Source organism: Lysobacter sp. CA199 (assembly GCF_052078715.1).
GTDB lineage: Bacteria > Pseudomonadota > Gammaproteobacteria > Xanthomonadales > Xanthomonadaceae > Lysobacter.
Genome location: NZ_JBQJIL010000010.1, coordinates 268,770 through 283,176, shown reverse-complemented (window position 1 = coordinate 283,176; position 14,407 = coordinate 268,770). Strand labels below are relative to the sequence as shown.

The following is a 14,407-nucleotide window of genomic DNA, read 5'->3' as shown; positions in this document are numbered from 1 at the left end:
TCCCGAACTCGGAAGTGAAACGCATATGCGCCGATGGTAGTGTGGCTTAAGCCATGCAAGAGTAGGTCATCGCCAGGGGCTTTACCCTAAACGCCGCAACCATTGGTTGCGGCGTTTTTCTTTGGGCCCACCTTTCGATCGCACAGTCTGTGCGGGTTGATACAAAAAGAAACCACAGTATTCGCCCGATGGGCTGCCAAGTTCCGCTCAGTGCGGGTAAACTCGCCGCTCTGCCGCTACAGGCGCGCAGCTTGCCGGCCGCTACGTCCCGAAGGGGCGGGCCGTGCCACCGGTCCACAACTCGAACCCGAACGGTTCGGACCGGTACGTCGCAACAGGAGAGTCAGATGAAGTTCGCAATCACCGGCAAGATCCGCCACTAAGTCGGCGCTTGCGGTCTCGACCTCAGGTCGAGCCGCCCTTGGCAGACAGCCCGCAGCATCCGGGCCCTATGGCCCTGGATCGCACGCGCGCGTCCGCCGCCTCACTCCCGTTCGTCGATCTCGCGCCCTAGCGGGCGCCCGTTCGCCCACGTGCGTTTTCTGTCCCGCGTCGTCTTTCGACGCCGCACGGGGCGTTCCGCGCGTCCGGGAGTCTTCCCAAGTTCAAACAAGGCTTAACGCCATGAAAATCTTTCGTTGGTTCGAATCGTTGATCGATCCGTTCCGGCCGACGCCGGAGGTCATGCCTCCTCGGTCGGCCGTGCGGTTCTATTGGCATTTCATCAGACAGGCCTGGCCGATCTTCGCATTGCTGACCGTGGTCGGTTTCTTCGTCGCGATCGTCGAGGTGGTGATGTTCGACTACCTCGGCAAGGTCGTGGATCTGGTCAACACCACGCCGGCCAAGGATCTGTTCGCGCAGCACGGCGACGAGCTGTTGTGGATGGCCGCAGTGATGCTGCTGGTGCGCCCGATCTGCCTGGGTCTGCACGATCTGCTGCTCAATCAGACCGTGCATCCGAGCATGACCAACCTGGTGCGCTGGCAAACCCATCGCTACATGCTCAAGCAGAGCCTGAGCTTCTTCCAGAACGATTTCGCCGGGCGCGTGGCGAACCGGATCATGCAGACCGGTCCGTCGTTGCGCGAATCCACGACTCAGTCTTTCGACGCGCTGTGGTACGTCATCGTGTACTCGGCCTCGGCGGTATATCTGTTCGCGCAGGCCGACGTATGGCTGGCGGTGCCGTTGCTGGTGTGGATCGTGGTCTACATCGGTCTGCTGCGCTACTTCGTGCCGCGGGTGAAGCTGCGCTCCTGGCGCGCGTCGGATGCGCGTTCCAAACTGATGGGACGCATCGTCGACGGTTACACCAACATCGCCACACTCAAGTTGTTCGCGCACTCGCGGCGCGAAGAGGAGTACGTGGCCGAGGCGATGATCGAGCAGACCCAGCGCTCGCGCGACATGACCCGCATGACCACGCTGATGGGCGTGAGCATCACCGTGCTCAACGGTCTGCTGATCGTCGGTACCTGCGGTCTGGCTTTATGGCTGTGGCATCGGGGTGCGATCACGGTCGGGGCGATCGCGTTGGCGACCGGCCTGGTGATCCGCATCCACAACATGTCCGGTTGGATCATGTGGACGGTCAACGGCATCTTCGAGGATATCGGCACGGTGCAGGACGGCATCGAGACGATTTCGCGGCCGCTGACCGTGGTCGATCGAGAGGACGCCAGGCCGTTGGCCGTGCACGAAGGCGGTGTGCGTTTCGAGAACGTGCACTTCCATTACGGCCAGGACAGCGGCCTGATCGCGGATCTGGACCTGACGGTGAAACCCGGCGAAAAGATCGGCCTGGTCGGTCCGTCGGGCGCGGGCAAGTCGACGTTGATGAACATCCTGCTGCGCCTGTACGACCTGGAAGGCGGCAAGATCCTCATCGACGGCCAGGACATCGCCGGGGTGACCCAGGAAAGCCTGCGTTCGCAGATCGGCGTGGTCACCCAGGATACGTCGCTGCTGCATCGCTCGATTCGCGACAACCTGCTGTACGGGCGTCCGGACGCCAGCGATGCGGAAATGATCGAGGCCGCGCGCAAGGCGCGTGCGGACGAGTTCATCCCGCGTCTGGTCGACGGCGAAGGTCGCGAGGGTTACGAAGCTCTGGTCGGCGAGCGCGGCGTCAAGCTGTCGGGCGGTCAGCGCCAGCGCGTGGCGATTGCGCGCGTGCTGTTGAAGAACGCGCCGATCCTGGTTTTGGATGAGGCCACCTCGGCGCTGGATTCGGAGGCCGAGGCGGCGATCCAGGAGAGTCTGGAAACCTTGATGGAGGGCAAGACCGTCATCGCGATCGCGCATCGGCTGTCGACGATCGCGCGCATGGATCGGTTGGTGGTGATGGACAAGGGCCACATCATCGAAACAGGAACGCACGAGCAGCTGATCGCTCGTGATGGCTTGTACGCACGCTTGTGGAAGCGCCAGACCGGTGGGTTCGTGGCGGTCGAACTGTAAGCCTTGTTGCCGGTACAGATGCGGGTGAGGCATGGCCCTCACCCGCATCTCCTCGGAGAAGCCGTCGCGGTGCGAGCAGTTCAACAGATGATCGTCAGGCCTTATACCGAACCCTGCTTCGAATGACGTGGAGGTGTATCCAGTCGACGATCTGGCGTCGATTTTTCTAAAACGGATGTTCGTTCTGAGCTTCTATTTTTTGGCATCGACTTTGGCATCGACTTCTTCTTCGGCCTTCGCTGTCCGCGAGCCTAGTCCACTGTGCAGCTGAACGTGAGCGTCGCCGTTTCACTCGCACCCAGCGTCCCGAGCGTGAGACCGGTGCTGGTGAGGACCGCGACGGTGGAATTGGCATCCGGCGTCGCGCCGCTGTAATCGATCGCCACATTATTGGCGCCGGGGCAAGTAATTCCAGCTTGCGGCGCCTCACGCACCAGAGCCTCGGTCACCGGCATCAGGCCATGGTTGGTCACGATCAACTGATAGGTCGTCGATCCGCGTGCGACGTTGTCATTGGGCTGGTCGCTGGGGCCATTGGCCGGCGTGTTGGTCTTGGTAATTGACAGGTTGGTGTTCAATGAATTGGTGAACACGCAGGTGAGTTCGGTATCGCTGATGTTGGCCGCCGTCGCCGGTGTGTTGCTGGTCGCGCCGCTGGTCGAGGCGCTGTTGAACGTGTAACTCTGGCTGGTCACGGCCACCGGCCCGATCACCGTGGCGCCGACGCGATTGGTGCATGTCAGGCTGGGCGTATAGGCGGCCAGGTTGGTCGCGGTTCCCGCCGTCTCGCTCAGCGTCACGGCGCTGCCCATCGGAATGGTCTGCAGGCCGGTGGTGCCGTCATTGCCCTGGTTCGACGCAGTGAAAGTGGCCGTCGGTGCGGGATTGACGGTCAGGTTGAACAGCCCGCCATCGGTGGTCGGCGAAAGGGTCTTGTTCACCCGCAATCGCGGATTGAGTGTCACCGTATGATCTTCGACCTCGCCCGTCACAGTGCCCCCAGTTGGACTGCCGGCGGCATTCGCGCCAATACGGAAACGGGCATAGCTGTTGCCCGCGACATAGGCATTGCCCGCCGGAAGGGTCCAGCTTAGCGCCGCGTTTCCGCTGCCCGTCGCAACGGTGACGCAGCTTTCCTCCGCCCCATTGTCCGTGAACAAGCCATCGCGGTTGAAATCGATCCATCCGCACACCCGGGTGCCGGCAACCGCCTGTATATAAGGGACGTTCAAGGCATAGGTCGCCGCCGCGCCGTTGACGGCGGGTATAGTGCCGAAGGCATCTTCATCATCGGTCGTTGTCGTGTCATCGGTGGAAGCGCCGACACTTGGGGCGAGGCCCACGAGTCCATCGCCATCGATCAGCGAACCCAGCGTGGGGGTTGGCAAAAGGCTGGGCGTCGCCAGTGATGCAATAGCGAAAATGTCGTTCGTCGTGCCGGTAGCAAGGTTGTCTGGCGCGAAAATTACGTCCTCCAAATGCGTGACATCGCCATAGCTGGCCGGGGCATCCTTCTGATCGGCGTCGAGCACAATGCCGACTGCCACGGCACTCCTTGCCGTGCTGGTGGCAATGGTGAGGTCGATGGCAACCTGCATATTGGTACCGCTATAGGCGGTCGATCCAAATCGCCCGAACGAGATACCCATCGGACCGGTTGTGCCCGCCGTTTGCGTAGCGCAGGTGTTGTCCGGATTGCTGAAACGTACTGTCTCGGTTGCGCCGGCAGCCGTTACGACCGCCTGCGTACGCCTGGCCGTGCAGGTCCGAAACCGCTCAGTAACGGTGAAGTTGCCGGTGATCTTGGCCTCCAGATATTCGAAGGCACCGCCATTGGTTTCTGCTTCGGCGACGACGATACCCGGTAAAGGATAGACTTCTTGCTCAGCGGTGCCTGGATTGGCGAGAGCGCTGCATGTAATGGTCACAGTCGCGTTGGCCGCGGTCGTAGCAATGCCAGAGCGCATGCTGTTGGCGGTGCCGGTGCCGTCGATATTGTAGAGATCATCCAACCCATCGCCCGAGAATGAGCCGGGCTCATAACCAGAGACCGCGCCAGTATTCACTGTGAGCGTGCAGGTGACCCGCACCACATTGCCATTGATGATGATGTCGCCGGTGGCGACGGTGCCGGATGGAATTGTCGCAGGCCATTCCAGCCAGAATATCCGGCTGCGGTAAATACCGGTTCCGCCCGTGGCGACCCGCGCCTCGGCGGCGCTCGGCGACAGCAGGGACAGCGTCATCCCGATAATGGCCGCTATCGTCGGGATGAATAAGCTTCGATTTTGTGCCCCGCGGTTTGAGGTATTTGCCGGACAACGGCTTCCATGCGAAGACGCTGCGCGCATACGCGCCCGCGTTTCATCATGGCAATCCACGGACAACGATGAGCGGATATTTCCGGTGCCGCGATCGATTGTGGTCGTTGGCATACTCATTGTCCTTCCCGCTTCGGTTTCATCGTTCATATCGCTTTGGGGCTTCACGCTTTCTGCGCAGACGGAATCGAGGAGTCCTTCAATAGCAGGGACCAAAAAATCAAGCGCAGTGCTTGATTATGGCTACCGAATGCCAATAGGCCTCTGATTATCTAAATTGCGAGCAAGCGATATCCCCGTCGGGTTATGTGCGTTCGAGCTTTTCTGATATGTGCCGGCAAGTGTCTCGATTCGCATTGAGGCCGGCCATCAGGGCTGCCTCGGCATGCTGTCGGATGTCGCCGGTTCCAAAGTGCATATCGGGGTCTTGCCCCAACACCGGACACGGGATCACGGAGTCCTCCTTGTTGGAGGCGGATTCTTCACGCGTAGCGCGGCCGCAACAAGGAAAAACTCAGGGCAAACTCGCTTGCTTTGAGTTCGCAGCGGATCGGTTCGGACGCCCCCAGCCGGCGGCGCCGGCCTTGGAATGGCCCGGCATGTTCGCCGTTGGGGCGGGATTTTTGTTGTCGAGCCTGCCTGATGCGCAGGCTAGATCGGGGCGCCCACGCAGCAGGTACGGCTCGTCGATGACGGCGTCCTTTAGCTACGCGATTTGCTCGCCGGGCAGGCGCAGAAAGGCCGGTGCATCGTCGAGCGGTGCGAAACCCGGGTCGGGCTGGAACCGGTGCTCCAGCCTCACGAAGCGGATCTGGACCGCAATGCCGCCGACGCGGCAGCCGTCCTTTCGCAGCCGCATCGCCGCCTTGGCCCGCCGCTTGAACAGCACCGAACGGGCATCATCGCGAAGCTGCGCAGGTCAACGCCGGACTCGTCTCGGCAAGCGAGACGATCCGCGCTCAGAGCACCAGCGGTGGCTCGCCGCCGACGATGACGACATCGGCCGGCCGGCGCGCGAACAGGCCCACGCTGACCACGCCGGGGATCTGGTTGATCGCTGTTTCCATCGCCACCGGATCGACGATGGCGAGGTTGTGGATGTCGAGAATGAGGTTGCCGTTGTCGGTGACCACGCCTTTGCCTTCGGCGTCCTGACGCCAGACCGGCTGGCCGCGGGTCATCGCCAGAATCTCGCGCGCGACCAGGCTGCGCGCCATCGGCACCACTTCCACCGGCAGTGGGAACTTGCCGAGCACGTCGACGCGCTTGGCCGGATCGACGATGCAGACGAACTTGGCGCTGGCCTCGGCGATGATCTTCTCGCGGGTCAGCGCGGCGCCGCCACCCTTGATCAGGCGCTTGTGCGGATCGCATTCGTCGGCGCCGTCGACGTACAGCGACAGTGGGCCGGTGGCGTTGAGATCGAACACTTCGATCCCGAGCGCCCTCAGTCGCGCGGTGCTCTGCTCGGAACTGGACACCGCGCCTTTGATGCGCTCCTTCACCCGGCCCAGGGCCTCGATGAAGAACGCGACGGTGGAACCGGTGCCTACGCCGACGATCATGCCGTCTTCGATGTAGTCGATGGCTTTTTCGCCGGCCAGGCGTTTGGATTCGGTCATTGGGAGAGGCAGAGAATGTGGGAATAAAGGGAATGGGGAATGGTCGAAAGCGAATGGCGGGTTGAGGTGGGTCAGGATGAAGAGGCGATCCAGCCATTCCCCATTCCCTTTCCCCTCATTCCCCGCTTCTTCACTCCATCGCCAGCAACAACTTCCACTGCGCCGCGGTTACCGGCAGCACCGACAGACGGTTGCCGCGGCGGGTCAGGGCGAAATCCTCGCCGAACTCGTCGGCGCGGGCCTTGATCTCGTCCAGCGATACGGTGCGCTTGAACTTGCGTTCGAACGCCACGTCCACCAGCAGCCAGCGCGGATCTTCGCGCGTGCTCTTGGGATCGTAGTAGTCGGACTTGGCGTCGAACTGGGTCGGGTCCGGATAGGCTTCGGCGGCGATGCTGGCCAGGCCGGCGATGCCGGGAACGGCGGTATTGGAATGGTAGAACAGCACGCCGTCGCCGACCTTCATGCCGTCGCGCATGTAGTTGCGCGCCTGGTAGTTGCGCACTCCGTTCCACGGCTCGGTGCGCACGCGCTCAAGGTCGTCGATGGAAAAAGTATCGGGTTCGGATTTCATCAGCCAATAGCGGCGGCGTGCGGTCATGCGGGGCTTAGCTCGGTTCGGACGCGGCCGGCGCCGCGTCAGGGGGGAGGGTCAAGCGTATAGCGCGGAGCGGCAGTCCAGGATGCCGGACTCGGTGCAGACCGCGTCCAGGGCCACGTCCCAGTCCGCGGCGTCCAGGCGTTCGACGCGTTGCAGCTCGAACGCGGCACCGACCAGCCAGGGCGGGGCCGGGCTGCGCTGGCGGAAGGCGAGGCTGCGATCGTACCAGCCGCCGCCCATGCCGAGCCGGTGGCCGCGGCTGTCGTACCCGACCAGCGGCAAGACGATGAGGCTCAATTGTTCCGGCAGCAGCAAGGAGGTTTCGGCCAACGTCGGCTCCGGAATCCCGAACCGGTTGGGCGCCAGCGCATCGCCGGGCCGCCATGGCGCGAACCGCAGTTGCTGGTCTTCGTGCAGCACCGGCAGGCAGTAGATGCAGTCCTTGGGCAGGCGCATTTGCCAAGCGTGCAGAGCGATCTCGCCATCCATCGCCCAGTAGCCGGCGACGTAGCCCGATTGCGGCGCGAACGGCAGCCCGAGCAGGTGCCGGGCCAGCGTTTCGGCGCCGCCGATGCGCGCGGCGGCGGGGAGATTGCGGCGTTTTGCGCGCAGGGCGCGGCGCAGCGTCGAGCGGTCGTCCGTCATGCGATCGGGGGATCCTGGCGGCGCGCAAAGCGCGGGCATAAGGAAACGGGCGCGATGCCACCTGCGGTGGCGTCGCGCCCGTTCCGGGAAAAGTAGTCCTCCGCCAATGGCGATGCTTGCGAAACGACCTTGAACCCGGGGTTCAAGTGGGAACGCTTGGAGACCTTCGGGCTTCCCGCTGCGAGGCGGACTTGCACTCCAGGTTTCCGGCGCGCCCCCGGTGTCGTCATTAAGGGACAAGGCGAATGTTTGCGCACGCCGTCGCGCACAGCAGAGGACGTGCGCGCAGTATAGCGCGCGGGGCAGGTCAGGCGAATCCGCTCGTCGGCGATACTGCGTTGCGGTTCATGCGCTTGATCCGGCGGCAGCCGATGAACGGGGACTTGCGTGACGCGCGTCGCGCGCGGTCGCAGCCAGGTGGACGATGCGCGATTAAAAGCGCGACGCGGTCTTCAGCGGATCGCCGCGTCGAACAGGCTGTCGAGCTTGCGATGCAGTTCGTCGAGCGTGCGCGCCAGTTCGCGGTCGCGGCCGTCGCCTTCGCCACGCAACTGTTGCAACTCATGGGCGAAGTTGAGCGCGGCGAGCACGGCGACGCGGTCGAGCGCGGCCATGCGGTTGCTGCCGCGGATTTCGCGCATCTTGCTGTCGAGCATGCGCGCTGCGGCGAGCAGGTCGTCGCGTTCGTTGGGCTCGCACCCCACGGTGTATTCGCGGTCGAGCAGGCGGATGCTGACGGCTTCGCTCGTCGTACTCATACAGGCAGGCTCATGGCGAGTTCGGGGATGCCCGGCTTCACGTAGACAGGTTTCACGTGGGCCGGCTTCACGTATGTTGTTCCAGCGACTTCAGTCGCGCGATCATCGCTTCCACGCGGGTGCGCGCCTGTTCGTTCTTGGCCAGCAGGGCCGAGCGTTCGCCGACCAGTTGTTCCTGCTGTTGGCGCAGGCTGCGGTTCTCTTCGCTGAGCTTGCGCACACGGTCGCCGAGTTCATCGGCGCGGGTGAGCAGCGACTGCAGTTCGACGATGAGTTCGGCGCGATCCATCCCGGCACGATGGCAGGCCGGGGCGGGGGCGGTCAAGGCGGAACCGGGTCTTGTTGGGGGGCGGTCACGAACCGGAGGGGTTCAGGCCGGTAGCCGCGCGGGCGGTTGGAGGACAGGGCCGCCGCGGAGGCGGGCGCGTGGGCTGTCGCGGTCGGACGCCGACCTTCAACGCCGGTGTGCGGCCGAGTGCGTGTTCATCTCACATGGCTGGTGGTTTTAGCCGCCGAGTCGCGCGCCGCCAGCGCCGCGAGCATGCTCGCCGAGGGGCGCCATTGCTGGATGAAGGCCAGGCAATCGTCGGCTTCCAGCGGACGCGCCAGCCAATAGCCCTGGATCTCGTCGCACTTCTTGTTGAGCAGGAACTCCATCTGCTCCTCCAGCTCCACGCCCTCGGCGACCACATTCAGGCCGAGCGAATGGGCCATGGCGATGACGGTGGTGGTGATCGCCGCGTCGTCCGGGTCGCGGGTGAGGTCGCCGATGAATTCCTTGTCGATCTTCAAAGTGTTGATCGGCAGGCGCTTGAGATAGGCCAGCGAGGAATAGCCGGTGCCGAAATCATCGATCGCCAGCGCCACGCCGAGTTCGCGCAGCGCCTGCATGGTGGTGGAGGTGTGCGCGGCGTTGGACATGACCACGCTTTCGGTCAGTTCCAGTTCCAGCCGCCACGGCGGGATGCCGCTTTCGCTGAGCGCGCGCGCGACCATCTTCGGCAGATCGCCGCGCAGCAGTTGGATCGCCGAGACGTTGACCGAGATCGACAGTTGCTCCTGGCCCTGTTGGCGCCACTGGCGCAAGCGGTGGCAGGCCTCGCGCATGGCCCATTCGCCGATCTCCAGGATCAGCCCGCTTTCCTCGGCCAGCGGAATGAACTCCGACGGCGGGATGTTGCCGTACTCGGCGCTTTGCCAGCGCAGCAGCGCTTCCACGCCGGTGATGCGCGCCTCCGGCAGCGACAGGCGCGGCTGGAACACCAGGCGCAGTTCGTTGCGGTCGAGCACCTTGCGCAGCGCCGCGGAGATGGTCGCGCGCTGGCGGATCTCGATGTCCATCGCCTCGGTGTAGCGCATGAAGGTGCGCCGGCCAGCGGCCTTGGCCTGGTACATCGCGGTGTCGGCATGCTTGAGCAGGTCGGTCGGCACCTGGGCGTGGTCGGGATAGACGCTGATGCCGATCGAGGGCGAGATCGCCACGTCGTGGCGTTGATCGAAATCCAGCGGCGCTTCGAAGGCCTTGATCAGCCGGCGCGCCACGTCCTCGGCCTGCTCGGGCGTTTCCAGGTTTTCCAGCACTACGGTGAATTCGTCGCCGCCCAGGCGCGCCACGGTGTGTTCGGCGCCGACGGTTTCCTGCAGGCGCACGGCGGCGGCGCGCAGGATTCGGTCGCCGGCGGCGTGGCCGAGCGAATCGTTGATGTCCTTGAACCGGTCCAGATCCAGGAACAGCAGGGCGATGCGGTGGCCGTGGCGGCGCGCGCGCACGATCGCCCGCGACAGCCGCTCCGACAGCAGCGTGCGGTTGGGCAGGCTGGTCAGGGTGTCGTAATTGGCCAGATAGCGCAGCTCCTGTTCGGCGCGCTTCTGGTCGGTGATGTCGGTGAGCACGGCGACGTAGTGGCCGCGCTGGCCGCTGCTGTCGAGCACGATGGACGCCTGCAGCCAGCACAGGAACTCGTTGCCGTCCTTGCGCTGCTGCCAGATCTCGCCCGACCAGCGGCCGCTGCGCTGCAGCTCGTCGCGCATGTCCGAATAGAACTCCGGATCGTGCTGGCGGCTGTCGAGCAGGCCGGTGGTCTGGCCGATGACTTCGTTCTCCGGATAACCGGTCATGCGCGAGAACGCGGGGTTGATCGAGACGAACACGAAGTCGCGGTCGAACACCGCCACCGCTTCGGCCATCGAGCGCAAGACCTCGCTGGAGATGCGCCGTTCGCGCTCGGCGCTGCGCACCGCGGTTACGTCGCGTCCGGTGCCGGCGACTCGCACCGGGCGGCCTTCGCTGTCGCGCTCGACCACCCGGCCGCGCGCGCGGACCCAGCCCCAGTCGCCCTTGGGCGTGCGCATGCGGTGCTCGGACAGGAACAGCGCGGCGTCGCCGTGCAGATGCTTGCGCAGCAGTTCGGTGACCCGCGGCAGATCGTCGGGATGGATCTCGTTATCGTCGGCGATGTCGGCGCGCACGCCGATCTCCGGCGCGGCGTTGTGGTCGTCCACGCGCATGCGATGTAGCTCGCGCCGCTGCAGGTCGTAGTCCCAGAACTGTTCGCCCGAGGCCCACAGCGCCAGTTTCAGGCGCTCCTCGCGTTCGCGGATCTGGGTGAAGTAGCCGCGTTCGCGCTGACGCGCGCGGTGCCAGCGCCAGCCGAAGCTCAGCAGCATCACCAGCGCGGCCAACGCCGCGGCGGCGATGGCCAGCGGATGCCGCCACAGCGGCGGTTCGACGCTGACCGGGATGCGCAGTTCCTGGGTGTTCCACACGCCGTCGCGATTGGTCGACTGGGCGCGGAACAGATAATGGCCCGGCGGCATGCGGGTGTAGGTGATGTCCTGGCGCGGGCCGTTGTCGATCCAGTCGCGGTCGAACCCGTCCATGCGGTAACGGTAGCGGATGCCGCTGTTGGGGCCGAAATCCAATGCACCGATGCGCAGGCGCAGGATGCCGGCGCCGTTGGGCACTTCCAGCTTGGCCGATTGCCACAGCGCGCTGGAGCCGCTGCTGGTGTCCGAGCCGATCCAGGCGCCGAGCAGGCGCACCGGCGGGGTATAGCGCGAGTCGAAGATGCGCTCGGGATCGAACAGATTGAGCCCGCGCACGCCGCCGAAAGCGAGCCGGCCGTCGGCCAGCGCGGTGACCGCGGCGGTGTTGAACTCCAGATCCTGCAGGCCATCGGCCAGGCCGTAGCGGCGCACCAGCGAGGCGCCGGTGTCGAACCGCATGATGCCCGCGTCGGTGCCCAGCCACAGCCGGCCGGCGGGACGTTCGGCGATGGAATACACCACCGGCACGGCGTGGTCGCTCAGCACTTCGGCCAGCGGATGCTCGAAACGGATGCGGCCGTCGCCGAACTCGATCACCCGGCTCAGGCCGGCCTGGGTGCCGACCCAGATCGCGCCGTCGGCCGACTGGTGCAGCGAGCGGACGAAGTTGCCGGGCAGGCTGTCGGCCTCGTCGGTGGCGTGACGGTAATGGCGCAGGTAGCCGGTATCGGGATCGAGCAGATCCAGGCCGTCGCCGGTGCCGAACCAGATCCGGCCCTTGCGGTCTTCCAGGATGGCGTTGACCCGCGGATGGCTCAGCCCCTTGGGATCGCCCTCGCGGTAGGCGTAGCGCACCAGCACGCCGGAGTCGGGCAAATAGTGCAGCGCACCCACGTCCTGGCCGCCGAGCCACAGGCTGCCGTCGCGGGCGAAGCGCAGCGAGCGCAGGGCGGCGTCGCGATAGCCGCGCAGATCGATGGTTTCGATGCGTCCGGTGCCCGGCTCCATGCGCAGCAAGCCGGCGTCGGTGGCCATCCACAACCGGCCCGGCGAGGGCTTGTAGGCGGGCTTGGCCTCGCCCGGCGCCGGCGCGGCGGGCGCAGTGGGCGAGGCGAACGGCGCTTCGGGTTCGCGCGCCATCGCCGCGATCCGATGCAGATCGGTGCCAGCGGGCAGCAGCGAGGTCATGTCCTGGAACTGATCGCTGGACAGGTCGTAGCGGCGCAGGTGGGCGTTGTCGGTGCCGATCCAGATCGCGCCGCTGTCGTCCTGAGCCAGGGCGCGCACGCTGGCGTCGGACGCGGCGCCGGCCGCGCCGCCGACCCCTCGCACGTCGTTGAGATCGAGCACGTAGCTGAAGCGGGTGCCGCGCGGATCGGTGAGCGCGACCCCGCGATACTGGCCGCCGACCCAAAGCAGGCCGCCGTGATCGATCATCAGCGCGTCGACCGTGTCCTCGGGCAGGGTCGCATCGACCCCGGGCTGGGAATTCACCCGCTGGGTGCGGTCGCTGTCGGGATCGTGGCGGTACAGGCCGTTGTCGTAACCGGAAATCCAGATCCGCCGATCGGGCGCTTCCACTATCGTGCTCGCGTTGCGCAGCGACGCCAGCGCCTCGTTCTCGACCTTGCTCAGCACGCCGGTGCGGCCGTCGAGCCGGTACAGGCCATCCACGGCGCCGGCCCAGAGCCGGCCGCGGTGATCGATCAGCACGCTGCGCAGCGGGATCGGCGCGCCGACGCGCTCGATCCGGCCGTTGCCGAGAATCCGATGCAGACCGGCCGGACTGGCGAACCAGGCGGCGCCGTCGCGGCCCTGCGCCAATCCCTGCCAGGGCGCCTGGCGGCTGGCCTCGCCGGGCAGCGGCAGCAGCATTTCGCGCGTGCCGGTCTGCGGGTCCAGCCGTTCCAGGCCGGCGACGGTGCCGATCAGCAGCTGATCGCGCCACGGCAGCAGGGTGGCGATCTGCCGTCCGGTTTGCGAGTCGGGCGGGCTGTAGCGGTGAATGCTGCCGCTGGCCAGGTCCAGCCGCGCCAGGTATTCGGAATGGGTGCCGATCCACAGCGCGCGCTGGCCGTCCAGCGCCAGCGCGGTGACGTAGCTGTCGGGCAGGCTGGCCGGATCGCGCGGATCGTGGCGGTAGGCGATGTAGCGCTGGCCGTCGTAACGGTGCAGCCCGCCCTGGGTGCCGACCCAGACGAAGCCGTGCGCGTCCTGGGTGAAGGCGGTGACCGAGTTCTGGTTGAGCCCGACCTCGCTGCCCAGGCGCGAGAAGTAAAAATCGCGCGTGGCCGCCGCGACACGCTGCGGCCACGCCGCTGCGCAGCACAGCAGAGCGATCAAACCGACGGTCAACAGGCGGGCGGGAGACGAGTGACGCACGGACACCGTGGCGTGAGGCGCAAGAGACGCAGTGTAGGCAGGCGTTCATGGCGGCAACAAGCACCGGGGCTCATCTTTCGATGCGCTCGCGCGGGGATGCGGGCAACCGGACACGGATCGCCGCGGCCATGTGTAGAGCGCGTGAGCGCTGCGGCGACGGCCTATCCGCCGGCGCGGCCGCCGCCGGCCGCGGGCGGGTCGTGCGAGCCCGAGGCGTCCGCGCCGCACATCGCCCGTTCGCGTCAGCGCCATGTGCGCCGCGCATTGCTAAACTGCCCCATCCCCTCTGATTGCATGCCTGTGGCCGCGACCGAACTGCCCCTGTTGTCCGACGTCGAAGCCGAGAGCCGTAACCTCTCGCTCGGTACCTCCGCTTCCGAATTGCACGGCGCCCTGTGCGGCTGGCTCGCCGGCGGCGGCGCCTCGGTGCGCGAGTGGCCGGCGCGCATACTCGCCGACGCCGCCACCGCCACGCCCGCCGCCGACGGCGCGCTCGACCGCCTGCGGCTGGCCTCGGCCGCGCAGATGGTCGATCCCGAATACGGCTTCGAACTGCTGCTGCCCGACGCGGAGGCCTCGATGACCGAACGCAGCGGCGCGCTGTTCGACTGGTGCCGCGGCTTCCTCGGCGGCTTCGGCCTGGCCGCGGGCGCGGCGCCCAACCTGTCGGAGGAAAGCCGCGAGGCGCTGACCGACCTGGCCAAGTTCGCCGCCACCGCGCCGCAGGACGAGGACGACGAGGAAGACGAACAGGCGCTGACCGAACTGGAAGAGTTCGTCCGCATCGTGGCCCTGGGCCTGCACGGAGACGTCGCCCTGGCCGCGCAACATCGGCAACGGTTGAACTGA

Annotated in this window: 10 protein-coding genes, 1 rRNA gene and 1 other RNA gene; 3 read left to right on the top strand and 9 right to left on the bottom strand. The window is 65.9% G+C overall.

Going from position 1 to position 14,407, the window contains the following annotated elements; translation table 11 throughout:
* Together rrf and ACTOWJ_RS19795 are read left to right on the top strand one after the other, a co-directional pair.
* Window positions 1–78 (top strand): 5S ribosomal RNA (rrf, locus tag ACTOWJ_RS19800); the annotation flags it as partial.
* Window positions 79–630: 552 nt separating this feature from the next.
* Entirely contained in the window at window positions 631–2,463 is a 1,833-nt protein-coding gene (locus ACTOWJ_RS19795; protein ID WP_441336340.1) for an ABC transporter ATP-binding protein, read from the top strand.
* Window positions 2,464–2,714: 251 nt separating this feature from the next.
* Here the strand turns inward: ACTOWJ_RS19795 and ACTOWJ_RS19790 are convergent, their stop codons facing one another.
* From ACTOWJ_RS19790 to ACTOWJ_RS19750, 9 genes are all read right to left on the bottom strand, one after another.
* Window positions 2,715–4,934 (bottom strand): CshA/CshB family fibrillar adhesin-related protein, encoded by a 2,220-nt coding sequence (locus ACTOWJ_RS19790; protein WP_441336330.1) that lies wholly within the window; start codon window positions 4,932–4,934, stop codon window positions 2,715–2,717.
* 556 nt (window positions 4,935–5,490) lie between these two features.
* Window positions 5,491–5,673: a hypothetical protein gene (locus ACTOWJ_RS19785; protein ID WP_441336329.1), complete on the bottom strand. Its 183-nt coding sequence runs from the start codon at window positions 5,671–5,673 to the stop codon at window positions 5,491–5,493.
* 70 nt (window positions 5,674–5,743) lie between these two features.
* Complete coding sequence (gene rpiA, locus ACTOWJ_RS19780; protein ID WP_441336328.1) at window positions 5,744–6,406, bottom strand: ribose-5-phosphate isomerase RpiA; 663 nt, start codon at window positions 6,404–6,406, stop codon at window positions 5,744–5,746.
* 130 nt (window positions 6,407–6,536) lie between these two features.
* Window positions 6,537–7,007, bottom strand: a complete 471-nt coding sequence (locus ACTOWJ_RS19775) for an EVE domain-containing protein (protein WP_441336327.1) — start codon at window positions 7,005–7,007, stop codon at window positions 6,537–6,539.
* Between the two features lie 51 nt (window positions 7,008–7,058).
* Window positions 7,059–7,652, bottom strand: a complete 594-nt coding sequence (locus ACTOWJ_RS19770; protein ID WP_441336326.1) for a 5-formyltetrahydrofolate cyclo-ligase — start codon at window positions 7,650–7,652, stop codon at window positions 7,059–7,061.
* A 93-nt stretch (window positions 7,653–7,745) separates the two neighbouring features.
* A non-coding RNA gene (gene ssrS / locus ACTOWJ_RS19765) (6S RNA) lies at window positions 7,746–7,932 on the bottom strand.
* Between the two features lie 172 nt (window positions 7,933–8,104).
* Window positions 8,105–8,410 carry a cell division protein ZapA gene (locus ACTOWJ_RS19760; protein WP_336092224.1) on the bottom strand — a complete coding sequence of 102 codons (306 nt, stop codon included), beginning with the start codon at window positions 8,408–8,410 and terminating at the stop codon, window positions 8,105–8,107.
* A 67-nt stretch (window positions 8,411–8,477) separates the two neighbouring features.
* Window positions 8,478–8,735: a TIGR02449 family protein gene (locus ACTOWJ_RS19755; RefSeq protein ID WP_441336325.1), complete on the bottom strand. Its 258-nt coding sequence runs from the start codon at window positions 8,733–8,735 to the stop codon at window positions 8,478–8,480.
* 158 nt (window positions 8,736–8,893) lie between these two features.
* On the bottom strand, window positions 8,894–13,558 hold the full coding sequence (locus ACTOWJ_RS19750; RefSeq protein ID WP_441336324.1) for an EAL domain-containing protein: 4,665 nt from the start codon (window positions 13,556–13,558) through the stop codon (window positions 8,894–8,896).
* Window positions 13,559–13,858: 300 nt separating this feature from the next.
* On the opposite strand from ACTOWJ_RS19750, the gene ACTOWJ_RS19745 reads away from it, so the two are divergent.
* The gene (locus ACTOWJ_RS19745; protein ID WP_441336323.1) at window positions 13,859–14,407 is read left to right on the top strand and encodes a UPF0149 family protein; all 549 of its coding nucleotides are present in this window, start codon (window positions 13,859–13,861) and stop codon (window positions 14,405–14,407) included.

Coding starts and splice junctions, on each gene's coding strand:
- ACTOWJ_RS19790 (WP_441336330.1), bottom strand. CDS start 4,934: ATGAACGATGAAACCGAAGCGGGAAGGACAATGAGTATGCCAACGACC.
- rpiA (WP_441336328.1), bottom strand. CDS start 6,406: ATGACCGAATCCAAACGCCTGGCCGGCGAAAAAGCCATCGACTACATC.
- ACTOWJ_RS19775 (WP_441336327.1), bottom strand. CDS start 7,007: ATGACCGCACGCCGCCGCTATTGGCTGATGAAATCCGAACCCGATACT.
- ACTOWJ_RS19770 (WP_441336326.1), bottom strand. CDS start 7,652: ATGACGGACGACCGCTCGACGCTGCGCCGCGCCCTGCGCGCAAAACGC.
- ACTOWJ_RS19760 (WP_336092224.1), bottom strand. CDS start 8,410: ATGAGTACGACGAGCGAAGCCGTCAGCATCCGCCTGCTCGACCGCGAA.